General features: G+C 42.0%; 24 protein-coding genes. 20 read left to right on the top strand and 4 right to left on the bottom strand.

The window, feature by feature from the left end; genetic code table 11:
• From IEY03_RS10895 to IEY03_RS10865, 7 genes are all read left to right on the top strand, one after another.
• On the top strand, positions 1-768 hold the full coding sequence (locus tag IEY03_RS10895) for an SDR family NAD(P)-dependent oxidoreductase (protein ID WP_188841489.1): 768 nt from the start codon (positions 1-3) through the stop codon (positions 766-768).
• Positions 769-839: 71 nt separating this feature from the next.
• Positions 840-2,108, top strand: coding sequence for an NAD(P)/FAD-dependent oxidoreductase (locus tag IEY03_RS10890; RefSeq protein ID WP_188841487.1), 1,269 nt, complete (start codon positions 840-842; stop codon positions 2,106-2,108).
• Positions 2,105-2,923 carry a DUF1365 domain-containing protein gene (locus tag IEY03_RS10885; RefSeq protein ID WP_188841485.1) on the top strand — a complete coding sequence of 273 codons (819 nt, stop codon included), beginning with the start codon at positions 2,105-2,107 and terminating at the stop codon, positions 2,921-2,923. The genes IEY03_RS10890 and IEY03_RS10885 overlap by 4 nt, the downstream gene beginning before the upstream one ends.
• Before the next feature lie 99 nt (positions 2,924-3,022).
• Complete coding sequence (locus tag IEY03_RS10880) at positions 3,023-4,258, top strand: SAM-dependent methyltransferase (protein WP_188841483.1); 1,236 nt, start codon at positions 3,023-3,025, stop codon at positions 4,256-4,258.
• A 41-nt stretch (positions 4,259-4,299) separates the two neighbouring features.
• Entirely contained in the window at positions 4,300-4,800 is a 501-nt protein-coding gene (locus IEY03_RS10875) for a DUF2878 domain-containing protein (RefSeq protein WP_188841481.1), read from the top strand.
• A gap of 44 nt (positions 4,801-4,844) precedes the next feature.
• Positions 4,845-5,477 carry a chalcone isomerase family protein gene (locus tag IEY03_RS10870; protein ID WP_188841479.1) on the top strand — a complete coding sequence of 211 codons (633 nt, stop codon included), beginning with the start codon at positions 4,845-4,847 and terminating at the stop codon, positions 5,475-5,477.
• A 2-nt stretch (positions 5,478-5,479) separates the two neighbouring features.
• Complete coding sequence (locus tag IEY03_RS10865; RefSeq protein WP_229778283.1) at positions 5,480-6,076, top strand: DUF3833 domain-containing protein; 597 nt, start codon at positions 5,480-5,482, stop codon at positions 6,074-6,076.
• Between the two features lie 82 nt (positions 6,077-6,158).
• Here IEY03_RS10865 and IEY03_RS10860 read toward each other — a convergent pair whose 3' ends face one another.
• Entirely contained in the window at positions 6,159-6,503 is a 345-nt protein-coding gene (locus IEY03_RS10860) for a DUF3634 family protein (RefSeq protein WP_188841477.1), read from the bottom strand.
• A 203-nt stretch (positions 6,504-6,706) separates the two neighbouring features.
• Here IEY03_RS10860 and IEY03_RS10855 point away from each other — a divergent pair, with 203 nt between their 5' ends.
• Positions 6,707-6,880: a hypothetical protein gene (locus IEY03_RS10855; RefSeq protein ID WP_188841476.1), complete on the top strand. Its 174-nt coding sequence runs from the start codon at positions 6,707-6,709 to the stop codon at positions 6,878-6,880.
• A 271-nt stretch (positions 6,881-7,151) separates the two neighbouring features.
• Here IEY03_RS10855 and IEY03_RS10850 read toward each other — a convergent pair whose 3' ends face one another.
• Positions 7,152-7,478, bottom strand: a complete 327-nt coding sequence (locus tag IEY03_RS10850) for a hypothetical protein (protein WP_188841473.1) — start codon at positions 7,476-7,478, stop codon at positions 7,152-7,154.
• A gap of 597 nt (positions 7,479-8,075) precedes the next feature.
• Between IEY03_RS10850 and dnaK the strand changes: the two genes are divergently transcribed.
• From dnaK to bfr (IEY03_RS10800), 10 genes are all read left to right on the top strand, one after another.
• Positions 8,076-9,992 (top strand): molecular chaperone DnaK, encoded by a 1,917-nt coding sequence (gene dnaK / locus IEY03_RS10845; RefSeq protein WP_188841471.1) that lies wholly within the window; start codon positions 8,076-8,078, stop codon positions 9,990-9,992.
• A gap of 124 nt (positions 9,993-10,116) precedes the next feature.
• Positions 10,117-11,244: a molecular chaperone DnaJ gene (gene dnaJ, locus IEY03_RS10840; RefSeq protein WP_188841469.1), complete on the top strand. Its 1,128-nt coding sequence runs from the start codon at positions 10,117-10,119 to the stop codon at positions 11,242-11,244.
• A gap of 133 nt (positions 11,245-11,377) precedes the next feature.
• On the top strand, positions 11,378-12,613 hold the full coding sequence (locus IEY03_RS10835; protein ID WP_188841467.1) for a DEAD/DEAH box helicase: 1,236 nt from the start codon (positions 11,378-11,380) through the stop codon (positions 12,611-12,613).
• Between the two features lie 40 nt (positions 12,614-12,653).
• The gene (locus tag IEY03_RS10830) at positions 12,654-13,454 is read left to right on the top strand and encodes a M48 family metallopeptidase (RefSeq protein ID WP_188841465.1); all 801 of its coding nucleotides are present in this window, start codon (positions 12,654-12,656) and stop codon (positions 13,452-13,454) included.
• Positions 13,455-13,549: 95 nt separating this feature from the next.
• Positions 13,550-14,167 (top strand): BamJ family beta-barrel-assembly machinery protein, encoded by a 618-nt coding sequence (gene bamJ, locus IEY03_RS10825; protein ID WP_188841463.1) that lies wholly within the window; start codon positions 13,550-13,552, stop codon positions 14,165-14,167.
• A gap of 110 nt (positions 14,168-14,277) precedes the next feature.
• Positions 14,278-15,093, top strand: a complete 816-nt coding sequence (gene dapB, locus IEY03_RS10820) for a 4-hydroxy-tetrahydrodipicolinate reductase (protein WP_188841461.1) — start codon at positions 14,278-14,280, stop codon at positions 15,091-15,093.
• 173 nt (positions 15,094-15,266) lie between these two features.
• Positions 15,267-16,424: a glutamine-hydrolyzing carbamoyl-phosphate synthase small subunit gene (gene carA / locus IEY03_RS10815; protein WP_188841600.1), complete on the top strand. Its 1,158-nt coding sequence runs from the start codon at positions 15,267-15,269 to the stop codon at positions 16,422-16,424.
• A gap of 23 nt (positions 16,425-16,447) precedes the next feature.
• Positions 16,448-19,669, top strand: a complete 3,222-nt coding sequence (gene carB, locus IEY03_RS10810; protein ID WP_188841459.1) for a carbamoyl-phosphate synthase large subunit — start codon at positions 16,448-16,450, stop codon at positions 19,667-19,669.
• A 207-nt stretch (positions 19,670-19,876) separates the two neighbouring features.
• The gene (gene bfr, locus IEY03_RS10805) at positions 19,877-20,347 is read left to right on the top strand and encodes a bacterioferritin (protein ID WP_188841457.1); all 471 of its coding nucleotides are present in this window, start codon (positions 19,877-19,879) and stop codon (positions 20,345-20,347) included.
• Positions 20,348-20,503: 156 nt separating this feature from the next.
• Positions 20,504-20,971, top strand: coding sequence for a bacterioferritin (bfr, locus tag IEY03_RS10800; protein ID WP_188841455.1), 468 nt, complete (start codon positions 20,504-20,506; stop codon positions 20,969-20,971).
• A 100-nt stretch (positions 20,972-21,071) separates the two neighbouring features.
• Here bfr (IEY03_RS10800) and IEY03_RS10795 read toward each other — a convergent pair whose 3' ends face one another.
• Positions 21,072-21,695 carry an FMN-binding negative transcriptional regulator gene (locus IEY03_RS10795; RefSeq protein WP_188841453.1) on the bottom strand — a complete coding sequence of 208 codons (624 nt, stop codon included), beginning with the start codon at positions 21,693-21,695 and terminating at the stop codon, positions 21,072-21,074.
• A 153-nt stretch (positions 21,696-21,848) separates the two neighbouring features.
• Here IEY03_RS10795 and dinB point away from each other — a divergent pair, with 153 nt between their 5' ends.
• Positions 21,849-22,931 (top strand): DNA polymerase IV, encoded by a 1,083-nt coding sequence (gene dinB, locus IEY03_RS10790; protein WP_188841451.1) that lies wholly within the window; start codon positions 21,849-21,851, stop codon positions 22,929-22,931.
• A gap of 59 nt (positions 22,932-22,990) precedes the next feature.
• On the opposite strand, the gene IEY03_RS10785 is transcribed toward dinB, so the two are convergent.
• A complete protein-coding gene (locus tag IEY03_RS10785) occupies positions 22,991-24,451 on the bottom strand; it encodes an aminoacyl-histidine dipeptidase (protein WP_188841449.1) in 1,461 nt (486 codons plus the stop codon).
• A gap of 193 nt (positions 24,452-24,644) precedes the next feature.
• On the opposite strand from IEY03_RS10785, the gene IEY03_RS10780 reads away from it, so the two are divergent.
• Positions 24,645-26,174, top strand: a complete 1,530-nt coding sequence (locus tag IEY03_RS10780; RefSeq protein ID WP_188841447.1) for a M17 family metallopeptidase — start codon at positions 24,645-24,647, stop codon at positions 26,172-26,174.
• Positions 26,175-26,548 lie beyond the last annotated feature (374 nt).

The raw sequence follows: 26,548 nt of genomic DNA, 5'->3' as shown, positions 1-26,548 counted from the left end.
ATGAATTCGCACAGTGCATCATCACAAGCCATACTGATCACCGGAGCAACATCGGGTATTGGGTTAGCTTGTGCCAATTACTACACTTCCCAAGGTTTTCATGTCATTGCATGTGGCAGAAATGAATCCATTCTCAATGGTTTAAATACGAAGCATTTTTTGACATTTGACATTACTTCAGCTGAGCAAGTGACTGCCGCTAGCATTGCTTTAAAGCAACACTTATCGCAACACGATTTACAGCTAACGCAGGTCATTCTGAACGCAGGAACCTGCGAATACATCGAAAATGTTTTCGAATTCGATGCGGCGCTATTCAGTCGAGTGATTACCACCAATTTAATTGCTATTGGTTATTGTATTGAGGCATTTTTGCCGTTAATGGCAAAAGGTGGGCAGCTGGGGCTAATGAGTTCAAGCGCCACTTATTTGCCTTTTCCTCGGGCGGAAGCTTATGGGGCATCTAAAGCTGCGATTTCTTATTTAGGCCGCAGTTTACGTATGGATTTGGCTGCAAAACCGAATCAAGCTATTGGTGTGAGTGTCATTTGTCCGGGTTTTGTTAAAACACCGCTCACAGACAAAAATGATTTTGCCATGCCGATGCGAGTGAGCAGCGAGCAAGCCGCACAGCGAATTTTTGCTGGTATGGAAAAACGTCATTTCGAGATCCATTTCCCCAAAAGGTTCACCTTTATATTGAAGTGTTTATCTTGGTTGCCGGAAAAGTTATTAATTAACATGCTCGCTGAGAAATCGACAAAATAACAACGATCCCATGTGCAATAAAATACGTATAACCCGTATTAGCGTGAATGGGATAGTGGAGAAAAACAACAATGAAAAAAATTGCCGTAGTAGGAACCGGTGTCTCTGGGTTAACCTGCGCGCATTTACTGAGCAGTAAGTATCATGTCACTGTATTCGAGGCGAATGACTATATTGGCGGGCATACTGCCACAGTGGATGTTGAAGTCGGTGGTAAAAGCTATGCGATAGATTCAGGCTTTATCGTATTTAACGACAGAACTTATCCTCGTTTCGAAAAGTTGATGGCAAAATTGGCTGTAGAATCTCTGCCAACAGAAATGAGCTTTAGTGTTCACAATGCCCTTACTGGTCTTGAATATAACGGTCATACACTGTGGAGTTTATTTGCCCAGAAACGCAATATATTCCGTCCCAGTTTTTATCGGTTTCTAGCTGAGATAGTGCGTTTTAATAACAGCTGTAAAGCCATTTATGAATCTGATAACTATCCCGAAATTAGCTTAGGCGAATACCTAGACAAGCATCAGTTTAGTGACTTTTTCTGTGAGCATTACATTTTGCCTATGGGAGCGGCAATTTGGTCTTCAAGTATCAACGATATGCGGGCGTTTGCATTACGCTTTTTCATCCGTTTCTTTCAACACCATGGTTTGCTGAATATCAGTGACCGTCCTCAGTGGTCGGTGTTAAAAGGCGGTTCGAGAAGTTATATACCTGCATTAATTGAACCGTTTAAAAATAATATTTTATTAAATAGCCCTGTTACCTCAATTGTGCGTGCCGATGAAGGGGTAAAAGTACAAATTGCTAATGGTGAGTGGCAACATTTTGATGATGTTGTTATAGCCTGCCATAGCGATCAAGCCCTAGCGATGTTGAGCGATGCTAGCGAAGATGAGCAACAAATTTTATCGGCTATGGAATATCAAAATAATGAAGTCGTGTTGCACACGGATATTAGTTTATTGCCTAAACGACGTGCGGCTTGGGCAAGCTGGAATTACCGTTTAGACGGTGATGACGATGTCGCGATTGCCGATAGACCTGCAAGCGTGACCTATAATATGAATATCTTGCAGCGCTTACCCAAATCTGCACCGACATTTTGCGTTACCTTGAATCAAACCGATTTAATCGATGAAAGCAAAATATTACGTAAATTCAATTATGCTCATCCTGTGTTTAATGAAGCCAGCATGCAGGCCCAGTTAAAACGTACTTTAATATCAGGAAAGCGTCACACCTATTTTGCGGGTGCTTATTGGTATAACGGGTTTCATGAAGATGGGGTTAGAAGTGCTGTCGATGTGTGCAATCAATTTGGGATAAGTTTATGACCGAGCTTTCGGCGCAAGCCACGGGCTTAAATAGCGGTATTTATTATGGCAAAGTCAGCCATAGAAGATATACACCCAAGCGCCACAGTTTTGGTTACGATATTGCCATGATGGCATTAGATTTAGATGAACTGCCGCTGTTACTCAGTTCATCTAAATTATTTGACGAAAACAGAGCATTATTAACCTTTAAAGCCGAAGATTATCTCAACTGCATAGATAAGCAATTTGGTGAAGATTTTGCGTTGCAATTCAAATCAAAACATCTGCGTTCGGTAGAAGCCTTAAAATTGCGAGCGCTGACCACCATCAAGCATTTGGGCGCCAAAAACGCCTGCAACCGAGTGGTGTTTTGCGGCCAAATTCGTCACTTCGGATTTTATTTTAGTCCAGTTAACTTCTTTTTTTGTTATCAAGACGAAACCCCGTTATACATGTTAGCTGAAGTAAGCAATACCCCTTGGAACGAACGCCATTGCTATTTGGTTGATTTAGCGAACACCACACATACCGATAAAGTATTCCATGTGTCTCCGTTCATGACCTTAGATATGCACTATTTATGGCGCATTGTGCCGCCACAGAAGCATTTAAAAGTGACTATCGAGAACCGTAATGATCAAAATGCTAAATTATTTGATGCCACTATCACTCTAAAACGCTTACCTTTTACGCCTAAAAATATTCAGCGTTTTGTATTGGCCTATCCTTTAATGACCGCAAAAATAGTCATGGGCATTTATTGGCAGGCCATGAAGCTATTTGTTAAGCGGATCCCTTTTGTCGGTAAACCAAAAGTGAAGCTGCCAACTTAAACACTGATTTAGCATCAAAAATGAATCCAAAATTCTTTCATGCGCGTATTGGTCGTCAATATAATTAAAAAGTACCTTGTATTTAAATGGAGCCCAGATATGGACAACATCGCAACCCAAAGCAGTATTGCTCAAGCCTCGTTATCTGACAGCTTGGCTAAAAAGATTTTACTGCGTGCTTTAGCGCATCTGGCTCAGGGGCAATTGACGATAGTTGATGGCACTCAATCCCATGTGTTTGGTGATCATAACAGTCCGTTGCATGCCACCATGCAAGTTCAGCACCCAAGCTTTTATCGTCAGGTCGTATTTGGTGGGTCGATTGGCGCAGGTGAAGCTTACATTCAAGGGCATTGGTGTAGCCCTGATCTGACTAAAGTTGTGCAAGTTTTTGCTCGTAACTTAGCGCTGTTAGATAATATTGAACGCTATTTCTCTTGGTTGAGTAATGGTATTAATCGGATTAAACACGTGTTTAATCGAAACTCCCAGTCAGGTTCGAAAAGAAACATTTTGGCACATTATGATTTGGGCAATGACATGTACCAAACATTCCTAGACCCCGAAATGATGTATTCGAGTGCGATTTATCCAACTGATGATGCTTGTCTTGCTGAAGCGCAATTACACAAATTAGATACCATTTGTCAGCGTTTAGATTTACAACCAGGACAAACCCTTTTAGAGGTGGGCACAGGTTGGGGCGCGTTAGCCATTTATGCTGCCAAGCATTACGGCGTTACTGTGACCACGACTACGATTTCAGATGCTCAGTATGACTATGCCGTTGCGCGAGTTAACAGCGAAGGTTTAGCGGATAAAGTGACCTTATTAAAGCAAGATTACCGAGAACTCACAGGCGAATATGATCGTGTTGTATCGATTGAAATGATTGAAGCCGTTGGGCATGAATATCTCCCTGGATTTTTTGAAAAACTTCAGCACTTACTAAAGCCAGAAGGTAAGCTGCTTATTCAAGCGATTACTATTGCCGATCAACGTTACAATAGTTATCGCAAAAGTGTCGACTTCATTCAGCGTTATATCTTTCCGGGTGGTTGCTTACCCTCGATTAGTGAGATGTCACGTCATATCGCTAACAAAACCGATATGGTGATATGGTCGATTGATGATATTGGCCTAGACTACGCACGTACTTTGAAGCACTGGCATGATAATTTTGATCACGCCAAAGAAACTATCACTGAGTTAGGTTATGGCGATGATTTTATCAGGATGTGGAAGTTTTATTTAAGCTACTGTGAAGGTGGTTTTTTAGAGCGTACAACCAGCACTGTTCATTTAACAGCGGTAAGACCAAGCTATCGATGCTAACCAGCAATATGACTCACCATGGCTCATATGAAGGATTAAAGATGAAGTCTGACTCATCCCCATCGACATTATCTTTAGTGTTTAACGCCCTAAGTTTCCAATGTATTTGGTGGCTTGGGGTGTTGTATCAAAACCAATTTATTGCCATATCGGTACTCTTAGTATTATTTCATTTTGCGCTCTCAAAAAACAAAAAAAGTGATTTATTAGTACTGTTAGGCGTAAGTACATTAGGCATTGTTGTCGACATCAGCCTTATTCATTTTGGTGTTTTTGAGTTTGCGACTGCTCCCTGGTGGCTTGGATTGTTGTGGTGCTTTTTTGCACTGACTTTAAACTCTAGTCTGGCTTTTGCACACAAGTTACGCTTACCTTTGCAACTGATATTAGGCGGAGTGTCAGGGAGTTTAAGTTATCTGGCCGGAGCGAATTTTGGCGCTGTGGTGCTTCCGTTTGGCACTATTTATTCGGCCATCATACTTGCAGTGATCTGGAGCGCGTTGTTTCCCGTATCTATGACTATAGCTGCCCGATTTAAGTAATCCTGACAGCGACATAATCCTCCTTCAGTTTACGGGGCAATGAGATGCAAATTCATACTAGATGGCTTTTAGCACACACATTATTACTCACCTTGTCTGTTGTGCCTCTGTTGGCATCAGCAAACAATGATGCTGCGAATACTGAACAGCCAAACCCTGAACAATTTAACCAGCAGCAATCTGAACGGCTGCAAGCGCCTGTAAATCCACAGCCGATAGATTTATCAAAAACGAATAGTATGCCATCAAAACTTATCAAAGTTGGCGAAGCTGATATGAACGTATTGTGGTTTGATGTTTATCTGGCAAAGTTATACTCAGTTGATGGTATTTATCAACCAAGACGTTTTCCATTGATGCTTGATATTGAGTATCACCGCGATATTTCAGCACAAGAGCTCATTGATGCCACCATTGAGCAATGGCAGGAAAATGGTATTTCTGCAGCTGAAATTAATACCATTAAATCGCACTTGATGTCAGCTTGGCCTGATGTGAAACAAAATGATCGTTTAAGTTTTATTATTCATAATGAGCAACAAGCCGAGTTTTTGTTTAATGATAAACCCTTTTATCAACTAGCAGACCAGCGCTTTAGTGACGCTTTTATCGGGATCTGGTTGTCAGAAAAAACCACTCATCCTAAATTACGTCAACAGTTAATTGGAGCGAAATAATAATGAACATGGTATTAAAACAACTTTCCTCGGCCATCAATAGATATTCAATTTTGACTGCATATCGCGTTCAGTGGCTTAAAAAATTGGCGCTTATTGCGGCTTGTATAAGCTTATTTTCTTGTTCTTCAGCATCGATTGATGATTACACGAATACATCACCGTCGTTGAATCTAGCCTCGTTTTTTGATGGTGAACTGACTGCTGCAGGCATAGTGCAAGATTATTCAGGCAAGGTCACTCGAAAGTTTACCGTTACCATGGATGCTAGTTGGCAAGGTAATAAAGGTGAGTTAAAAGAATGGTTTATTTATGACGACGGTGAAAAGCAAACTCGTATTTGGTACTTAACTGATTTAGGTAATGGTAAGTTTGAAGGGCGTGCAGATGATATTTTAGGCGTAGCCGAAGGCCAAGCAAATGGTAGTGCCCTGCGTTGGCGCTATGATATGAAATTGCTGGTTGATGGCACAGAGTATGAGGTTGAATTTGACGATTGGATGTTTTTAGTTGATAACAAAACCATTATTAATAAAAGTGATATCAATAAGTTTGGAATTAAAGTCGCTGAAGTGACCTTAGTGATACAAAAAAAGTAACCTGAAATTGATACCTGTACCAAATCCAGGTTAAACTTATGAATTTAAACAATAAAAATGGTCTGCTGTAAGCTTAGGGAAGTTATCCTTTAAGCTTCGAGTTGTCGGTGTGCTTTTTATCATAATATTCAAATGGAAATATATTTCTGATTTGCTGGATTAAGTTGTCACCGACATTAGCAGAAACGTGCAACCTAACTTGGTTATCTTTTTCTGCGCGAACAGTACATGTCAGTTTATGCTCTTTGGCAAAGGCGCGACATTCTCTCTCAAATTTTTCCGGAATTTTACCTTTATGCTTATTTAAACGTCCCTGTTTGAAATGCATTTCAAATAGAGTTAACCCACGTTTACCTGAAAAGATCAGCTTGTAAGCCAAAAAAAATAACACCGCGATAAATAAAATTTTGAATACAGTTTCTGTCATAGTGGCTACCTTTTAAGCTTTGTTATTCTTATAGTTAAGATACGCTTGATTATCATTGGTGCAATCTTTTTTTAGTGAAAAATGTGATAAAGTTACCAGCTTTATTTTTTCTCATTAGCGCAAAACAAAAGTGCGTGCTACATTTTTATTACATCTGCACTAGGGCGCTGTAAATGGATTTTTATCTCATTAAGGATAATGTTATGTTGATATCAAATGCTAAGCGTTGGAATGATTTATGTGAATTGCAAATTATGACAATGAGTAATCTTGCTAATCAGTTTCCTGAGCGTCGTGAACACCTTGCTAACATATCTAATGGCTGGCGCAGTATGCAGCAGCAATTATTGCAAAACAAAGTCCCATCGCTGAAGTAACCTCTGCTTGGGATATTAAATACATATCAAACTGCTCTTTGCACCGCTAACGGCGTTGAATTTGTTGCAATAGACCTGCTATTGACCCATCAATTCACCTTGTTATCAGTGCAAAGTTCAAATTTGTCTGTAAGCAATTAAATACCAATGCGTTAAATCTTGTTTATTCGTCTATTAACCTAAGTTGAGTTCAAGCAACGGGGTTAATGTTTTTAAAATGCCTCATTTGTTGATTGGGGCATTCACGCTTTTACTTCTATCCTTATAATCCCTAGAGAGAAGTGTCTCCTGGTATCCCTTGATGGCCACTTTCAATGGTGATGAACAGCCAAATCAGTAAAAAGCAAATCATCATTAGTAATGAGACGATTCTAAATACCTGAGCATATTCCATAACCGAGCTGAAATAACGTTTTTGAACGGCGTTTGATAATAACGTGCCGATTAAAGAAAATACGCACAAATACATAGCGGCGTATTGAGATGAGCTTGAACCATAAATTTTTTCATAAATTAAAATCACACCGACGATTGTCAGCACTGTGATCCGAAATAAACGTTCAGCCTTTTTTGATAAGTTCCATCTTGGCAATCCCATCGCCTTCACCTCTCCATTACTGATTAGATCAGTTTATTTAATTAGTTATAGTGAGAGTTGGTTGTTTTTTCAATTTTTCATGATGATTTTATTGTCTGCAAATAAGTTTGTAGACAACAAAGGCAAATCACTTTTGCATAAACAAGAGTAGGAGAGTTACGCCCAATACTTAGATGACTAGCAGTATGTTAAAAGGGGAGAACACGCCACGGCTACCTTCATTATCTGATTATTTTTGAGCATAATGAATCACATCGCCACCGAACGCACACACAGATTACGTGAGTTTACTGCAGCTTTGAGCCTTAAATAAAGCAGCAATAAAACAACTGAGCAGGTGAAATCAAAAAACACAAAAACGGCATACCATATCTAGTTATGTATTCTCGGTAACCCATGTAAGTAAATCAGCATAAATTTTTAGGCTTGCCCCTTGTAAATGAAATTCCTGCCCCTATATACATTGGTAAGAAAGATTTGGGTGGATAAAAAGCTAAGATTTTAACGCAACAAGTTGCTTGAAAAAATCTAAACGCCCCCCATATCAATATCAGACAACAAATTTATGACGAATATCGTCAATTTTCGGAGGACCTCATGGGCAAAATTATTGGTATCGACTTAGGCACAACAAATTCATGTGTGGCTGTCCTTGATGGCGGTAAAGCACGCGTAATTGAAAACGCTGAGGGTGATCGTACAACCCCTTCTATTGTTGCTTATACCGATGATGAAACAATTGTAGGTCAACCTGCAAAACGCCAAGCAGTGACAAACCCTGCAAATACTTTCTTCGCAATTAAGCGTTTAATTGGTCGTCGTTTTAAAGATGACGAAGTTCAACGCGATGTTGATATCATGCCTTTCAAAATTATCGCAGCCGATAATGGTGATGCATGGGTTGAACAACGTGGTAACAAAATGGCTCCACCACAAGTGTCTGCTGAAATCTTGAAAAAGATGAAAAAAACCGCAGAAGACTTTTTAGGTGAAGAAGTTACCGAAGCGGTAATTACTGTTCCTGCATACTTTAACGATTCACAACGTCAAGCAACGAAAGATGCTGGCCGTATCGCGGGTCTTGAAGTTAAGCGTATTATCAATGAACCAACAGCAGCAGCGTTAGCTTATGGTATTGATAAGAAGCAAGGCGACAACATTGTTGCAGTATACGATTTAGGTGGTGGTACATTCGATATCTCTATCATCGAAATCGACAGCAATGACGGTGACCAAACATTCGAAGTATTAGCAACTAATGGTGACACTCACTTAGGTGGTGAAGACTTTGATAACCGTTTAATTAACTACTTAGCAGATGAGTTCAAAAAAGACCAAGGCTTAGATCTACGTAAAGATCCTTTAGCAATGCAACGTCTTAAAGAAGCGGCTGAAAAAGCGAAAATCGAATTATCAAGCACCAACTCAACTGAAGTTAACTTACCTTACATCACTGCTGATGCAACAGGTCCTAAGCATTTAGTGGTTAAAATCACTCGTGCTAAGTTAGAGTCATTAGTTGAAGACTTAATTCAACGTTCTTTAGAGCCGTTAAAAGTGGCTTTAGCTGATGCTGATTTATCGGTTTCAGACATCAACGAGGTTATCTTAGTTGGTGGCCAAACACGTATGCCTAAAGTACAAGAAGCGGTAACTAACTTCTTCGGTAAAGAGCCACGTAAAGACGTTAACCCTGATGAAGCCGTTGCTGTCGGTGCTGCCATTCAAGCAGGTGTGCTTTCAGGTGATGTGAAAGACGTACTACTACTTGACGTTACACCGTTATCATTTGGTATCGAAACCATGGGTAGCGTAATGACTAAGCTTATCGAGAAGAACACCACTATCCCGACTAAAGCGAGCCAAACCTTCTCTACAGCTGACGACAACCAAAGTGCCGTGACCATTCACGTACTTCAAGGTGAGCGTAAGCAAGCTAGCTACAACAAATCTTTAGGTCAATTTAACCTAGAAGGTATTGAGCCAGCGCCACGTGGTCAACCACAAATTGAAGTTGCTTTTGACATCGATGCTGACGGTATCTTAAAAGTGTCTGCAACTGATAAGAAAACCGGTAAAGCGCAAAACATCACCATCAAGGCTAACTCAGGTTTGTCAGATGAAGAAGTTGAGCAAATGGTACGTGATGCTGAAGCTAACGCAGATGAAGATGCCAAGTTTGAAGAGTTAGTTCAAGCGCGCAACCAAGCTGATGGTTTAGTTCACTCTACTAAGAAACAAGTGACTGAAGCCGGTGATGATTTACCAGCTGAAGACAAAGAGAAAATCGAAGCTGCAATGGCTGAAGTTGATGCTGCAGTGAAGAGCAATGACAAGGAAGCAATTGATAAAGCAACCCAAGCATTAATCGAAGCTTCTGCTAAGTTGATGGAAATTGCTCAAGCTAAAGCACAAGGCGGCGCAGAGCAAGCAACTGATGCTGGCAAGCAAGCTGACCCTGCTGACGATGTTGTTGACGCTGAGTTTGAAGAAGTGAAAGACGACAAAAAATAATTAGTTACTTTTTATAGAAAAAGCAACTAGTTACTATAAAGCGGGCGTTGAGGCTTACCTCTAACGCCCGTTTGCACAATCATACTTAATCAATTTTAAGCAAACCTTCGAGAAGCAAAACACTATGTCAAAGCGTGATTTTTACGAAGTTCTCGGTGTCGGTCGCGATGCCAGTGAACGTGAAATTAAAAAAGCCTACAAGCGTTTAGCGATGAAATTTCACCCTGACCGCAATCCTGGTGATAAAGCGGCAGAAGCAAGCTTTAAAGAAGTTAAAGAAGCCTACGAAATTTTAACCGACAGCGATAAAAAAGCCGCTTATGATCAATTTGGTCATGCGGGTGTCGATCCAAACCGTGGTGGCGGTCATGGTGGACAAGGCGATTTCGGTGATATTTTTGGTGATGTATTCGGTGATATCTTTGGCGGTGGACGTCGAGGCGGTCAGCGACAAGCCGCACGCGGCAGTGATTTACGCTACAACTTAGAGTTATCACTTGAAGAAGCGGTTCGCGGTTTAACCAAAGAATTACGTATCCCAACATTGGCAGCGTGTGATCTTTGTGATGGTAGTGGCGCGAAAAAAGGCACTCAAGCAACCACGTGTGGCACTTGTCATGGTCAAGGCCAGGTACAAATGCGTCAAGGTTTCTTTGCCGTACAACAGGCTTGCCCAACGTGTCATGGCCGCGGCAAAATCATCAAAGATCCTTGTAGCAAGTGTCATGGTGAAGGCCGAGTTGAAAAGAGCAAAACGTTGTCAGTGAAAATACCAGCTGGTGTTGATACCGGTGACAGAATTCGCTTAACCGGAGAAGGTGAAGCGGGTGAGTTTGGCGCGCCTCCAGGTGATTTATATGTTCAGGTTAGTGTTCGTGAGCACAGCATTTTCACCCGTGATGCCAACAATCTTTACTGTGAAGTGCCAATTTCATTCAGTAAAGCAGCATTGGGCGGCGAGATTGAAGTGCCTACACTTGATGGTAAAGTCAGTCTGAAAATTCCAACAGAAACCCAGACGGGTCGTATGTTCCGCTTACGTGGTAAAGGGGTTAAATCAGTGCGTAGCCATGCAGTAGGTGATCTATTGTGTAAAGTGGTTATGGAAACGCCGGTTAACCTAAACGAAAAGCAAAAAGAATTATTACGTGAATTTGAAGCCACGTTAACTGGCGAATCAAAAAAGCACAGCCCAAAAGCGGAAGGTTTTTTTGATGGCGTGAAAAAATTCTTTCAAGACTTAAACAGCTAATAGCAACGCGCTAGGCTAAAGAAACATCAATAGAAAGGCTGTTTACTTAAGTGAGCAGCCTTTTTTGTTTAAGTGAATGTTATAATCTGGCCATTGTTGGCAATTCCTTTCTCTTGTTTGTAGGCGCAATTCGATGACATTGACGGTATTTTCACTTCACTCTGGTCTAGTAGATGCGTTACCCGCTAGCGTGGCAGTGGCAAGTCCCATACAACAACAAGCTATTCCCGCAGTGTTGTCTGGTAAGGATGTATTGGCATTAGCGCAAACAGGCAGTGGTAAAACCTACGCCTATGGTTTGCCTTTACTGCATCGCATCAATCAGCAGGTAAAGGCCCACTGTTTGTCTGCGGTGATTATTGTGCCAACTCGAGAGTTGGCCTCACAAGTGGGTCAAAGCTTAATACCACTCGCACAGGCTGTTAATCTTAAACTTGAGGTACTGTGTGGCGGTGAGGATATCGCCGTACAAGTCGAGCGTCTAACAACACAAGTTAATATTATTGTCGCTACACCAGGGCGATTATTAGCCCTAGCACAACAAAATTTGCTTCACTTCGCAGATTTACAGGCATTAGTGCTAGATGAAGCCGATCGTTTGTTGGATATGGGGTTTATTAATGATTTAAATGCCTTACTGGCGTTAATGCCGACAAGGCAAACCCTGTTGTTTTCAGCCACCATGCCAGAACCCTTAGCTGAATTGGCCAGCAAGATTTTATCTAAGCCCTATACGCGGGTTGCAGTAAGTCCAATCAATTCACCCGTCGATGATATTACCCAAACTATTTATCATGTGAACAAAGGTAGTAAGGCTAAAGTGCTTATTGAGCAAATCAAGTTGCATCAATGGTCGCAAGTGTTGGTATTTGTTAATGCCAAAGATGATGCTGATGCTCTGTGTAAAAAGCTGTTAAAAGCGGGGATCAATACCGCAGCCATGCACGGTGATAAACAGCAGTTGCTTCGGGCGCAAACCTTGGCTCAGTTTCAGCAGCAACAATTGACGGTATTGATTGCAACCGATGTGCTGGCTAGAGGAATTCATATCGAGGCTTTGCCCGTAGTGATTAATTTTGAGTTGCCGCCTCAAGCAACCGTATACGTGCATCGTATTGGCCGTACTGCCCGTGCAGGCTTAAGCGGCATCGCGGTATCTTTAGTCAGCCATGCAGAATTACCAAGCTTAGAGGCTATTAGGCAATTAACTGGTCATGCTTTACCACTGCACATTTTGGCTGATTATCCGGTTACCGATAAACCTAGTGCAGCCGACAGTAAGCGGCCTCCTCGGGACAAGCAGGCCAATCGCCGAACGGCCAATAAAAAGAGCATGAGTGATTTTGCCAAACGCACAAGGTCTAGATAAAGTAGACCTTAGATTAACGATTATTTTTTAAGGACAAACAATGAACAAATTGCTGTTATCACTGTGTATTAGCGGGTTATTAGTTGGTTGTGTTAGCACTAAATCGCCCACAGGAAGAAGCCAAACCTTATTATTCTCCGATGCGCAGATGCAACAAATGGGCGCGCAATCTTTTGCAGCAATGAAAAAAGATCAAAAGATTAGCCAGAACAAAAGCAAAACCGCTTATGTGAATTGCATTGCCAAGCGGATCACCGCGGTATTACCCGATCAAGGTCAGCAATGGGAAGTGGTGCTATTTGAATCGGATCAGGTTAACGCTTTTGCATTACCTGGTGGCCATATTGGGGTGTATACCGGTTTATTGAATGTCGCTGTGAATCAAGATCAACTGGCCACGGTAATGGGCCATGAAGTTGCTCACGTATTGGCACAGCATGGCAATGAACAAGTCTCGCGCTCACAACTTACCGGGATCGGCATGCAAGTCGCTGATGCGGCGTTAGGCGCAAGTGGGGTAGCCAACAAAGATTTATATATGGCAGGTTTAGGGTTAGGGTCTCAAGTTGGGATTATTTTACCTTTTGGTCGTAGTCAAGAAAGTGAAGCCGATATGGTCGGTTTAGAGTTAATGGCTAAAGCAGGCTTTAATCCACAAGAAAGTGTCACACTTTGGCAGAATATGGCAAAAGCGGGTGGTAGCCAAGGGCCAGAGTTGCTTTCAACCCATCCATCACACAGCCATCGAATTGAAGATTTACAAGCGGCGCAAATGCAAGTTATGCCGCTTTATACTCAAGCTAGAAAACAGTCTTTGACTGAATGTAAAATCAACGGCTGAAAATAGTCATATTGTTCGGCATTTTCACAGCAAGCACAGTTTAAATGTGATAAACTCCGTGAAATTTTTAATTGTTCAAATGAGAGAAAGAAATTATGTCAGATGTGTTCAGCACAATGGAGCAGCATGCAAGTTATGGTGTAGGTCGTCAAATGGGTGAGCAATTAGCCGCCAACCCTTTTGAAGGAATTGATATTCCTGCTGTTCAAGCTGGTTTAGCAGATGCTTTTTCAGGTAAAGAAAGCCAAGTGTCTATGGAAGACCTACAAACTGCTTTCACTGAAATTAGTCGTCGTTTACAAGCTGCACAAGAAGCGGCTGCAGAAAATGCAACTGCTGAAGCTGATGCATTTTTAGCTGAAAATGCTAAACGTGATGGTGTTACTGTAACTGAATCAGGTCTTCAATATGAAGTTCTTGTTCAAGGTGATGGCGAGAAGCCAACAATTGACTCAACAGTTCGTACTCACTACCACGGTACTTTCCTAAACGGTACAGTATTCGACAGCTCAGTGACTCGCGGTCAACCTGCTGAGTTCCCTGTTTCTGGTGTTATCGCTGGTTGGACAGAAGCTTTACAATTAATGCCAGTGGGTACCAAGCTTAAGTTATTCGTTCCACATCACTTAGCTTATGGCGAGCGTGGTGCTGGTGCATCTATTCCTCCTTACACTGCATTAGTGTTTGAAGTTGAATTGTTAGACATTATCTAATAGTTAATTAACGCCTAAGATATCTTAGGCGTTTTTGTATATAGCCAATTTTTGTATTTAGCTTAAATCACAAGTGTAAGATGCTTAGCAGACTTTCACTGGGAGAACATATGACAGCAAAAGTCAGAGTCGCCGTTGTGGGTGCCAGTGGCCGTATGGGTCGCACGTTAATTGAATCCGCTAAACATCAAGAAGTGATCCATCTTGGCGCAGCCATAGAACGCTCAGGCTCCACCTTAATTGGTGTTGATGCAGGAGAACTAGCAGGTGTTGGTTCAATGGATGTTGCTATTACGGATTCATTAGACAATGTGATTAATGATTTTGATGTGCTCATTGATTTTACATCGCCTGAAGCGTCAATTGTTCATCTTGACTGGTGTGCGCGTAATCGCAAAGCCATGGTCATAGGGACAACTGGCTTTAATCATGCTCAAAAAGAGCTGATTGGCGCATATGCTGAGCAAACTCCTGTGGTATTTGCTCCAAATATGTCTGTTGGCGTTAACTTGATGTGGAAGTTGCTAGAACTTGCTGCTGAAGTGATGGGTGATTACACCGATATCGAAATCATTGAAGGTCACCACCGTTTTAAGAAAGATGCACCTTCTGGTACAGCGCTTAAAATGGGTGAGGTCATTGCTAAAAAGCTGGGCAGAGATCTTGAAAAGTGTGCTGTTTATGGCCGCGAAGGGATCACTGGTGAGCGTGAGCGTGACACCATAGGTTTTGCGACGATTCGCGCTGGCGATTTAGTCGGTGAACATACTGCAATGTTTGCCGATATTGGTGAGCGTTTAGAAATTACTCATAAAGCATCAAGTCGTATGACATTTGCAAATGGCGCTATGCGTGCAGCGTATTGGCTAAATGATCAAAATCCGGGTCTGTATGATATGCAGCAGGTCCTTGGACTAAATGATTAAATTAAAAACCACCATTGATATGGTGGTTTTTTTTGAAAAACAGTTTTACCGCTATAGACGACTTTATGGAATTCCTGTAAAATCGCCGAAATTTGTCAAAATTTCGTAAAACAGCGGAAATTGGTATCTTAGTGCAAAATAAAATCAAATAATTTCAATGGCTTGGCTCTTTTCTGGAGGTCGCGTTGACACAGTCTGCCTTACTCGTACTCGAAGATGGAACCGTATTTTCTGGCACTGCAATTGGTGCATCAGGTATTTCAGTTGGTGAAGTTGTTTTTAACACTTCAATGACCGGATACCAAGAAATATTAACGGATCCATCATATTCACGCCAAATAGTAACTTTAACCTATCCGCATATCGGTAACACCGGTACTAATGATGAAGACACTGAATCGGACTCGGTTCATGCTTGTGGTCTAATCATTCGCGATTTGCCGTTAATTGCTAGTAACTTCCGTAACCAACAATCTTTAAGTGATTACTTAAAAGCGCACAATGTCGTTGGTATAGCGGATATCGATACCCGAAAGTTAACCCGTATCCTGCGTGAAAAAGGTGCCCAAGCCGGTTGTATTATGGTGGGTGACCTAGACGAAGCAAAAGCCCTAGCGGAAGCAAAAGCATTCCCTGGCTTAAAAGGCATGGATTTAGCCAAAGAAGTGACTACCGATAAAGCCTATCAATGGCGTAACGGTAGTTGGAAGTTAGTGGGTGGTTTACCCTCTGACACGCCAGAATCTGCATTGAAATACAAAGTTGTTGCTTATGATTACGGCGTAAAACGTAATATTTTACGTATGTTAGTTGACCGTGGTTGTGATGTTACCGTTGTTCCGGCTAAAACACCTGCTGCAGACGTACTCGCAATGAACCCTGATGGGGTGTTTTTGTCAAATGGTCCTGGCGATCCAGAACCATGTGATTATGCCATCAGCGCGATTCAAGAAATCCTTAAAACAGAGATCCCAGTATTTGGTATCTGTTTAGGTCACCAGTTACTTGCACTTGCCTCAGGTGCTAAAACCTTAAAGATGAAATTTGGTCACCATGGTGCAAACCACCCAGTGAGCAATATCGAAAAAGGTAACGTGATGATCACCAGTCAAAACCACGGTTTTGCTGCTGATGAAACCACATTGCCAGCCAATATCAAAGTGACACACAAGTCTCTGTTTGATGGCTCTTTACAAGGTATCCATTTAACCGACAAGCCTGCATTTAGTTTCCAGGGACATCCAGAAGCTAGCCCTGGGCCAACCGATGCCGCGCCACTGTTCGATCATTTTATCGAGCTTATTGAACAATATCGTCAGCACGCTAAGTAGTTATCTGGGAGAAGAGAGAAGCAATGCCAAAACGTACCGATATAAAAAGTATTCTTATCCTAGGTGCCGGTCCAATTGTAATTGGTCAGGCGTGTGAATTCGATTATTCAGGTGCTCAAGCCTGTAAAGCCCTTCGTGAAGAAGGCTACCGTGTGATCCTGGTTAACTCTAATCCAGCCACTATTATGACTGACCCTGAAATGGCCGATGCAACCTATATCGAGCCAATTCACTGGGAAGTCGTACGCAACATTATTGCTAAAGAGCGTCCAGATGCCATTCTACCTACAATGGGTGGACAAACAGCACTGAACTGCGCACTTCAGCTTGAAGCGAAAGGCGTACTAAAAGAATTTAACGTTGAAATGATTGGTGCAACAGCTGACGCGATTGATAAAGCTGAAGACCGTAGCCGTTTTGACAAAGCCATGAAATCTATCGGATTAGAATGTCCACGTGCGGGCATTGCCCATAACATGGACGAAGCCTATGGCGTTCTTGATATGGTAGGTTTCCCGTGTATTATTCGTCCATCATTCACCATGGGTGGCAGCGGTGGCGGTATTGCATATAACAAAGAAGAGTTTGAAGAGATTTGTTCTCAAGGCTTAGATTTGTCGCCAACAAACGAGTTATTGATTGATGAATCATTAATTGGTTGGAAAGAATACGAAATGGAAGTGGTTCGTGACCGCAACGATAACTGTATTATCGTGTGTGCGATTGAAAACTTCGATCCAATGGGTGTTCATACCGGTGACTCAATCACTGTTGCTCCAGCGCAAACCTTAACCGATAAAGAATACCAATTAATGCGTAATGCTTCGTTAGCAGTACTGCGTGAAATTGGTGTTGAAACCGGTGGTTCAAACGTACAGTTTGGTATTTGCCCTAACACGGGTCGTATGGTGATTATTGAGATGAACCCGCGTGTATCGCGTTCATCGGCATTAGCTTCAAAAGCAACGGGTTTCCCGATTGCTAAAATTGCGGCTAAGTTAGCGGTTGGTTTTACCCTTGATGAGCTAAGTAACGATATTACTGGCGGTAAAACACCAGCATCGTTTGAGCCTGCCATCGATTACGTTGTGACTAAAATTCCACGCTTTAACTTTGAAAAGTTTGCCGGTTCGAATGACCGTTTAACCACGCAAATGAAGTCTGTGGGTGAAGTTATGGCCATTGGCCGTACTTTCCAAGAGTCATTGCAAAAAGCATTACGTGGCCTTGAAGTTGGACGTAGTGGTTTCGACCCGATTGTCGATTTACAATCGCCAGAAGCCATGCAAACAATTCGTCATGAATTAAAAGAGCCAGGTTGTGACCGTATTTGGTACATAGCTGATGCATTTCGTGCAGGCTTAAGCCGTGATGATATTTTCACCCTAACGAATATCGACCACTGGTTCTTGATTCAAATCGAAGATTTGGTAGCCCAAGAAGCTAAGGTAGCCGAGCTAGGCATGTCTGGTTTAGAGCAAAACTTCTTACGCCAATTAAAGCGTAAAGGCTTCTCTGACGCGCGTTTGGCAGAAGTACTTGGCGTGAATGAAAGCGAAATTCGTAAGCTACGTCAACGTCATGAAATTCACCCTGTTTATAAGCGCGTAGATACCTGTGCGGCGGAATTCTCAACCGATACCGCGTACATGTACTCAACCTATGAAGAAGAGTGTGAAGCGAACCCATCTGACCGTGAAAAAATCATGGTATTAGGTGGCGGTCCTAACCGTATCGGTCAAGGTATTGAATTCGATTACTGTTGTGTTCATGCGGCGTTAGCTTTGCGTGAAGACGGTTATGAAACCATCATGGTTAACTGTAACCCTGAAACGGTTTCAACCGACTACGATACTTCAGATCGTTTATACTTCGAGCCAGTAACACTTGAAGACGTATTAGAAATCGTTCGTATCGAAAAGCCAAAGGGCGTTATCGTCCAGTATGGTGGCCAAACTCCACTTAAGTTAGCCCGTGAATTAGAAGCCGCAGGCGTACCCATCATTGGTACTAGCCCTGATGCTATTGACCGCGCAGAAGACCGTGAGCGCTTCCAACAAGCGATTCAACGTCTTGGCATGAAACAACCTGAAAACGCAACGGTAACAACCGTTGAAAGTGCGGTTATTGAAGCTGAAAAAATTGGTTATCCGCTAGTGGTTCGTCCATCGTATGTACTCGGTGGCCGTGCGATGGAAATCGTCTACGACAAGCAAGATTTACTACGCTACTTTAAAGAAGCCGTTAAAGTTTCTAACGCATCACCAGTATTACTTGATCACTTCTTAGATGATGCGATTGAAGTGGATATCGATGCGGTATGTGATGGTGAAACTGTCGTGGTTGGCGCAATCATGGAGCACATTGAACAAGCAGGCGTTCACTCTGGCGACTCTGGTTGTTCATTACCGCCATACAGCTTGAGCGCTGAGATTCAGGCGCAAATGCGTGAGCAAGTGTCTAAGTTAGCATTTGAGTTAGGCGTGATTGGCTTAATGAACGTACAGTTTGCTGTCAAAGATAACGAAATCTACATGATTGAAGTTAACCCACGTGCAGCGCGTACCGTGCCATTTGTGTCTAAAGCGACTGGCGTACCATTAGCTAAAATTGCTGCACGAGTGATGGCTGGTCAAAGCTTGAAATCGCAAAACTTCACTCAAGAAGTGATCCCACCCTTCTTTTCAGTAAAAGAAGTGGTGCTACCTTTCAATAAATTCCCTGGCGTTGACCCTTTATTAGGGCCTGAAATGCGTTCAACAGGTGAAGTGATGGGTGTGGGTGAGACCTTCGCTGAAGCGTATGCCAAAGCTCAGTTAGGTGCGACATCTGAAGTGCCTAAATCTGGACGTGCTTTATTATCTGTTCGTAACAGTGATAAAAAGCGTGTCGCAGCTCTTGCCGCGAAGTTAATTGAGCTGGGTTACGAGATTGATGCAACCCACGGCACTGCAGTCGTTTTAGGTGAAGCGGGTATAAACCCTCGTTTGGTGAACAAAGTACATGAAGGTCGTCCACATATTCTTGACCGTATCAAGAATGATGAATACACCTACATTGTTAACACCACTGAAGGTCGTCAAGCGATTGAAGACTCACGTCAAATTCGTCGCGGTGCATTACGTTATAAAGTGAATTACACCACAACATTGAATGCTGCGTTTGCAACATGTCTTGCACATGCTGCCGATGACCGTACCAATGTAAACTCGGTGCAAGAGTTACATAAACGTATCACTGGCTAAATTTTAGCGAGCATACATTGTAAAGAGCCTTCATTTTGAAGGCTTTTTTTATGGCCGAGATTTAACTTAAGTTACAAACCTAAGTTATAATGATAATGGTTATCAATATTATGTGTATGAATTTAAAGGAAAATTTGCAATTAATGGTCTGTTGCACTATCCTGTTCGACATTGATCCAGATCAAGTTTTCTATCAAGGACATCATTATGAAAGGTCACCCAAAAGTCATTAGTCAGTTAAATCGCGTATTAACCTTCGAACTGACAGCGATTAACCAATACTTCTTACATGCGCGTATGTTTAAGCATTGGGGTTTAGAAAAGCTTAACGAAAAAGAATATAAAAAATCGATTCAGGATATGAAACATGCCGATAAACTGATCGAGCGAGTGTTGTTTCTTGAAGGATTACCCAATTTACAACAACTCGATAAGCTGCGCATTGGTGAAGAAGCGCAAGAGATGTTGAGCTGCGACAAAGAAGCGGTAACAGAGCAAATTGCGGTACTACGTGACGTGATCAAATTGTGTGAAACAGAACAAGACTACGTGACACGTGATTTACTTGAAGACTTACTTGAAGATGAAGAAGAGCATTTAGATTGGATTGAGTCTCAGCAAGAGCTTATCGGCCAAACGGGCATCCAAAATTATCTTCAATCCCAGATTAAAGATTAATAGCACAAAATTATGTCACCTCGATTAGCTTGAACAGCTACTTAAAGGTGGAGATGAAGCAAGACATTTAGATTGGGTTGAAGTACCTGTATTGATGACTCAACCAGTATTAAACCGTCACTTCAATCACAATTTTAAGATGAATAGGACAAGATTATGAAAGGCAATCAAGAAGTCATTGACGCACTAAACAGTTTATTAACCGGCGAACTATCAGCAATGGATCAATATTTTGTCCATGCTCATATGTACGAAGATTGGGGATTTGATGAGTTATATACTCGTATTCTTCATGAGTCTGACGACGAGAAAGTCCATGCAGCTAAATTAGTACAACGCATTCTGTTTTTAGAAGGCACACCAGATGTTGCTAGCCGTGAAGCATTAAACATCGGTAAAGATGTCACTGAAATGCTGAAAAATGACTTACAGTATGAATACAAAGTTGCTGATGATTTACGTAAAGTGATCAAGCTATGTGAAGAAAAAGGCGATTATCAAACCCGTGAAATCTTAGAGGTTTTACTTGATGATACTGAGTCTGATCACATGTACTGGTTAGAGAAGCAACTCCGTTTAATTGAACGTGTTGGTTTACAAAACTATTTGCAAACTAAAATGTAATAGCTTAAATCTACATTTCAAATTAAAGCCCAACATCGCAAGATGGTGGGCTTTTTATTTAGAATCAATAGCGCACTTGTAGCAGTCACTTTGTACCATATCAGCCGATGCCAATATTATTCGCTTTCATGTAGTTAAATAGCTGCTGAGCATCTAAATCAGTTGAGTTTGCTAACCCATTCGCCACGCCTTGTTGATCTGCATTACTTCTATGTTGTCCTAGCTTTTGTTTTGCTTGTAATTCGTTAATCACAATTTTAAACCCGACAATACCTTTAGCTAATTTTTCTTCGAATGCTTTGGGAATAAAACCCTCACTCTCATCAGTCGCTTCAAGCAAACTGGGCTCATACTTACTGATGGTGGCATTGAGCATCTTTAGGGTAGTCGCTTCATCGGTTAACTCAACCACTCCTTTGGCATGAACTGTAATGTAGTTCCAAGTCGGCACAGCTGGATAGGCGTCATACCAAGTTGGTGAAATATACGCGTGCGGACCATTGAATACACATAACACAGAGCGGCCGACGATGTTTTTCCAGTGTGGGTTTGAGCGTGCAAAATGGCCATATAAAACACCTTGTTTCGCAGTGTTAGGCTCAAGAATAAGCGGTAAGTGTGATGCTTCTAAATCGCTTGAAACAATCATGGCAAAACCATGTTGTTGAATAAATTGCTGAATGTCACTGGTGGCTTCCATTTTCCACTTTTCTGGAACATACATCCGTAAACGTCCTATGTAATATGTTGATTTTTTATATTATATAGGTGTTACATCGACATAGTATGAACTTTTCACCCATCTGATACATCGCCATTGAATACTGTTTTTATATACAGTATTATTGAAACCACTCTGATTACTGTTGATACCACTATGCGTAAAATTATTCATATCGACATGGATTGTTATTTTGCCGCTGTTGAAATGCGTGATTTTCCTGAATTGCGTGATAAACCGATTGCCGTCGGTGGACGCAGTGATCGGCGTGGCGTGATCAGTACCTGCAATTATGCTGCTCGTCAATTTGGTGTTCGTTCAGCCATGTCTAGCTATCACGCATTAAAGTTATGTCCTAACTTGGTATTAGTGCCCGGCCGCATGCAGGTTTATAAAGAGGTATCGCAGCAGATAAGAGAGATATTCAACCGATATAGCGATGTAATAGAACCTTTATCCTTAGATGAGGCATTTCTTGATGTGTCTGATTGCCAATTACACCACGGCAGTGCGACCTTAATCGCAAAAGCTATTCGAGCAGACATTGAAGCTGAAACCGGATTAACAGCATCGGCGGGCGTCGCGCCAATTAAGTTTCTTGCCAAAATAGCTTCCGATTTAAATAAACCTAATGGTCAGTATGTGATAACCCCTGATGATATTCCTGAATTTGTTCGCACTTTGCCGCTAAAGAAAATTCCGGGTGTCGGCAAGGTGACGGCACAAAAGCTGTCGCTATTGGGATTAGAAACCTGTGCCGATGTGCAGCAGTATCCCAAAAACAAATTACTTGAAGCCTTTGGCAAGTTTGGTGGTGTATTGATTGAACGATCTAATGGGATTGATTTAAGGCCTATTAGTCACAATCGTGTGCGCAAGTCTGTAGGGGTAGAAACCACTCTCGCAAAAGACATTTTTACCCTAGCGCAATGCCATCAAGTATTGCCGCAATTGATCCAAGAATTAGATAGCCGAGTTAGCCGTAGCGCCAAAGGTAGGCAGATAAATAAGCAAGTGGTAAAGATTAAATTTAATGATTTTAAGCAAACCACCATAGAGCATCGCAGCGCAGAAATGTCGGTCAATTTGTTTTATGATTTATTAGCACAAGCATTATCTCGCACTAATGGCAGAGGCATAAGATTATTAGGTGTCAGTGTTGGCTTGGCTGATGTGGGGGAATCAAATGAAAAAAAACTGCAAACTAAGTCAGTTACCCAACTCGATTTGCAGTTCTAAGATTTTGCTAACTCAGGCTGATTTTGAATATCAAAATCTTGTTAGCGATAAAAAGCCGTTTAAGCCTTTTCTGGAATGCGCTCTAATACGGCTAACAGTAACTGCCAGTATTGACCAACGGTTTCAATGTTAACCATTTCATCAGGGCTATGCGGGTAGCGAATCGTTGGGCCAATCGATACCATGTCCATGCTTGGGTAGGGCTCTTTAAATAAGCCACATTCAAGACCTGCATGGATCACCATAATGGTTGGGTCTTTTTTATAAATATCGTTATAAGTGTCACGTACTATGGCCATAACCGGCGAGCTGTTATCTGGCTTCCATCCTGGGTAGGCGCCACTAAACTCAATGCTGGCACCGGCAAGATTGGCTAAAGCATTTAACATGCCTTGCACTTCATCTCGACCAGAATCAATTAATGAGCGGATCAAGCATAATATTTCAACGCTTTCCTGCTCAGTATTTATCACACCAACGTTTAATGATGTTTCTGTTACGCCTTCAACTTCATCGCTCATGCGCATCACGCCATTGGGGCAAGCATGTAAGAAATCGATTAAACAGTTTTGCGCATCTTCTCCCATCACTTTAGCTGGGGCGTCAATTGCAGCGAGGGTCAGTAACATGCTTGGATCGGCAATGGCTAACTCTGCACGGACTACGGCTTGAAAATCACTGATAGCGTGTTTTAAAGCATCAACATTTTCACTTGGTAACATAAAGCTAATGCTGGCTTCACGGGGAATGGCATTGCGCAGCGAACCACCAGTGAAATCAACGAGTTCAAGGGCTAATTCATCGCTATATTTAAATAAGAAACGCGCCAGTAATTTGTTAGCATTACCGCGACCAAGGTGAATATTTACCCCTGAATGACCGCCTTTAATGCCTGACAATGTCAGCTTAAATGATTGATTACTTAACTCAGGCGCCTGCCATGACAGGGGAACGGATATCTGTGCATCCACGCCGCCAGCACAGCCCATGTAAATCTCACCTTCTTGCTCTGAGTCAGTGTTGATCAAAATCTCTGCATCTAAATAACCGGCTTCTAGGCCAAAAGCGCCAGTCATGCCAGCTTCTTCATCAATGGTTAATAAGACTTCTAAAGGACCGTGTTTAATGTCATCGCTGGCTAAAACAGCTAAAGCTGACGCCATACCAATGCCATTATCTGAACCTAAGGTGGTGCCCTTTGCTTTTACCCAGTCGCCATCAACATAGGCTTCAATCGGATCTTTTTCAAAGTCATGCACTTTGTCAGCATTTTTTTGCGGCACCATATCAATGTGAGCCTGTAGCACAACAATTTTACGGTTTTCCATTCCAGGTGTTGCTGGCTTACGGATAATCAGGTTACCTACTTTGTCTTCAACAACGCTCAGGCCTTTACCTTTTGCCCACTGTTGAATGTGATTTGATAATGCTTGTTCATGCTTAGAAGGGTGGGGAATAGCACAAATTTGTTCGAACCATTGCCATAGAGGTTGTGGATATAATTGGTTTAATGCGGTCACGGAACGTCCTCAATTTGAATAAATATGACATTATTCTACCATAGGCTGTTTAAATGCCATTGTGACACAGTGGGTTTTTCTTCGACGTATAAACGCTATTATGTAAATATTAATTAACTTTAAAAGCTGACGTGATCTTAAAAAAGTTCACCTGCTGCTATCGCCATAGTGACCACAAGAATAAGGATAAATCATGTTTCAGGTGCCTGTAATTGATGTAAATAACGATCAAGCGATTTTTGACGGAGAAGGTTTTGATGCCGTAGTGGTAGTCACACCTGATCTTAATGATGTTGCCCAACAAGAAATTACTTTGTTGGCTGAGCATGCCAAACACATTGATCATCGAGTAGGTAAACAAGCCACGTTATTATTTGCCCCAGGCTTAGCCGGAGGTCGATTGATTATCTCGCCTGTCACCGGAGATGATGATTACGCCGACGTGCGTATTTATGCTAAAGCTGCCAAAGAAGGTATTACGATAGCCAAAGATGCTGGCGCTAAAAAACCTTTGTTGATAGTGGCAGTATCAAAAGATCAAAGATTCAGCTTTGCCACCGAAGTTGCGGCACTGGCTTGCGGCCAAGCGTTATGGCAACCGCTTGAAACAAGGGAAGCACAGTCATTATCACCTGCGTTTAATGCTATTGGCGTAATGAGCAGTCAACCTAAAAGTGATGTGTTAAATGCCCTCGAAGCTGGCAGAGTGTTGGCTCGAGACTTATGTGGTACCGAACCTGAGCGCATGAGCGCGATTCATTTTGCCGATTATTGTGTTGCGTCGTTTAAAGACAGCGGTCTTGAGGTTGCCGTTGTTGATGATAAAGCCACTTTACTGAAAGATTACCCATTACTGAGTGCAGTTGGTCGCAGTTCATTTGATGTTGCTAGGCATCATCCTCGTGTTGTTAAACTCACTTATACCGGGGAAGGTGAAATTACCCGAACGTTATTATTTGCCGGTAAAGGTGTGGTGTATGACACAGGCGGAGCAGACATTAAAATTGCTGGCGGTATGGCGGGAATGAGTCGCGATAAAGGCGGCGCCGCTGCAGTAGCGGGGTTAATGAAAACATTATCACTGCTTAAACCTAAAGGGATCAAAGTGATTGCTGAATTGGGTTTAGTGCGTAATAGCATAGGCAGCGAGGCATTTGTCACCGATGAAATTATTACCAGCCATGCCGGAGTGCGGGTACGTATTGGAAATACAGATGCCGAAGGTCGTCTAGTATTAGCTGACTTATTATCGCATTTACGTATTCAGGCTAACCAAGCTACTGCCCCGAGTTTGTTTTCAGTGGCGACATTAACGGGCCATGTGGTAAGAGCTTACGGCGGATATAGCGCGTTAGTTGAAAATGCCGTGGCCAAGCAACAAGGTGTGGCAGCAAAGCTTCAGCAGATTGGCCAACAATGGGCAGAGCCTTTTGAAGTGTCTTATTTACGCCCGGAAGACTTCGATAAAGTGGCAGATAAAAATGGCGCTGCTGATGTGATCTCCTCCAATAATGGTCCGTCATCAGTGACTGCACGTGGTCATCAATATCCGGCAGCCTTTTTGCTTAAGGCCTCAGGGTTAGACTTACATCACTTACAAAGTGATTTGCCATTGAGTTATACCCATATCGACATTGCTGGTAGTGCGACAGAAGGTGACCCGTTATACGGTAAACCGACAGCACAACCTTTGGTTGCTTTATTACATTTTGCCAAAGATTAAAAATTTGCAACATTCTATTTAAATAACAGTGTTATACATAACTGTTAATAAGTTGATCTTGAAATGTTAAAACCTTTATTTCGTAATGATATTACTTAATAAAGGTTTTTTATGATTAAGATCAAAAAATACTTGTAATTTAATTACAGTTTCGTATAATTGCTCTCGTTGGCTGGCGTGACGCCGTCAATACTAGTAAATCCAGGATGGATGTTATCTCCAAGGAAACGAGTGAAAGAAAGTTGTCTCAATGGATTGAGAAAAAGTAAGTTCCACGGACCAGAGCCACTACTAGGTTTAACAACTTTAATTTGGAGAGTTTATTATGTCTTATTTAGGCAATGGCAAAATTTATTGGCAAAACACTTGGATTA

The sequence above is a fragment of the Shewanella aestuarii genome (genome assembly GCF_014647215.1).
Classification (GTDB): Bacteria; Pseudomonadota; Gammaproteobacteria; order Enterobacterales; family Shewanellaceae; genus Shewanella; species Shewanella aestuarii.
This window is presented reverse-complemented; position numbering and strand designations above follow the sequence as displayed.

Excerpts from the sequence above, each read along its gene's own strand:
- IEY03_RS10895 (WP_188841489.1), top strand. The coding sequence starts at position 1 with ATGAATTCGCACAGTGCATCATCACAAGCCATACTGATCACCGGAGCA.
- IEY03_RS10890 (WP_188841487.1), top strand. The coding sequence starts at position 840 with ATGAAAAAAATTGCCGTAGTAGGAACCGGTGTCTCTGGGTTAACCTGC.
- IEY03_RS10885 (WP_188841485.1), top strand. The coding sequence starts at position 2,105 with ATGACCGAGCTTTCGGCGCAAGCCACGGGCTTAAATAGCGGTATTTAT.
- IEY03_RS10880 (WP_188841483.1), top strand. The coding sequence starts at position 3,023 with ATGGACAACATCGCAACCCAAAGCAGTATTGCTCAAGCCTCGTTATCT.
- IEY03_RS10875 (WP_188841481.1), top strand. The coding sequence starts at position 4,300 with ATGAAGTCTGACTCATCCCCATCGACATTATCTTTAGTGTTTAACGCC.
- IEY03_RS10870 (WP_188841479.1), top strand. The coding sequence starts at position 4,845 with ATGCAAATTCATACTAGATGGCTTTTAGCACACACATTATTACTCACC.
- IEY03_RS10865 (WP_229778283.1), top strand. The coding sequence starts at position 5,480 with ATGAACATGGTATTAAAACAACTTTCCTCGGCCATCAATAGATATTCA.
- IEY03_RS10860 (WP_188841477.1), bottom strand. The coding sequence starts at position 6,503 with ATGACAGAAACTGTATTCAAAATTTTATTTATCGCGGTGTTATTTTTT.
- IEY03_RS10855 (WP_188841476.1), top strand. The coding sequence starts at position 6,707 with ATGTTGATATCAAATGCTAAGCGTTGGAATGATTTATGTGAATTGCAA.
- IEY03_RS10850 (WP_188841473.1), bottom strand. The coding sequence starts at position 7,478 with ATGGGATTGCCAAGATGGAACTTATCAAAAAAGGCTGAACGTTTATTT.
- dnaK (WP_188841471.1), top strand. The coding sequence starts at position 8,076 with ATGGGCAAAATTATTGGTATCGACTTAGGCACAACAAATTCATGTGTG.
- dnaJ (WP_188841469.1), top strand. The coding sequence starts at position 10,117 with ATGTCAAAGCGTGATTTTTACGAAGTTCTCGGTGTCGGTCGCGATGCC.
- IEY03_RS10835 (WP_188841467.1), top strand. The coding sequence starts at position 11,378 with ATGACATTGACGGTATTTTCACTTCACTCTGGTCTAGTAGATGCGTTA.
- IEY03_RS10830 (WP_188841465.1), top strand. The coding sequence starts at position 12,654 with ATGAACAAATTGCTGTTATCACTGTGTATTAGCGGGTTATTAGTTGGT.
- bamJ (WP_188841463.1), top strand. The coding sequence starts at position 13,550 with ATGTCAGATGTGTTCAGCACAATGGAGCAGCATGCAAGTTATGGTGTA.
- dapB (WP_188841461.1), top strand. The coding sequence starts at position 14,278 with ATGACAGCAAAAGTCAGAGTCGCCGTTGTGGGTGCCAGTGGCCGTATG.
- carB (WP_188841459.1), top strand. The coding sequence starts at position 16,448 with ATGCCAAAACGTACCGATATAAAAAGTATTCTTATCCTAGGTGCCGGT.
- bfr (WP_188841457.1), top strand. The coding sequence starts at position 19,877 with ATGAAAGGTCACCCAAAAGTCATTAGTCAGTTAAATCGCGTATTAACC.
- bfr (WP_188841455.1), top strand. The coding sequence starts at position 20,504 with ATGAAAGGCAATCAAGAAGTCATTGACGCACTAAACAGTTTATTAACC.
- IEY03_RS10795 (WP_188841453.1), bottom strand. The coding sequence starts at position 21,695 with ATGTATGTTCCAGAAAAGTGGAAAATGGAAGCCACCAGTGACATTCAG.
- dinB (WP_188841451.1), top strand. The coding sequence starts at position 21,849 with ATGCGTAAAATTATTCATATCGACATGGATTGTTATTTTGCCGCTGTT.
- IEY03_RS10780 (WP_188841447.1), top strand. The coding sequence starts at position 24,645 with ATGTTTCAGGTGCCTGTAATTGATGTAAATAACGATCAAGCGATTTTT.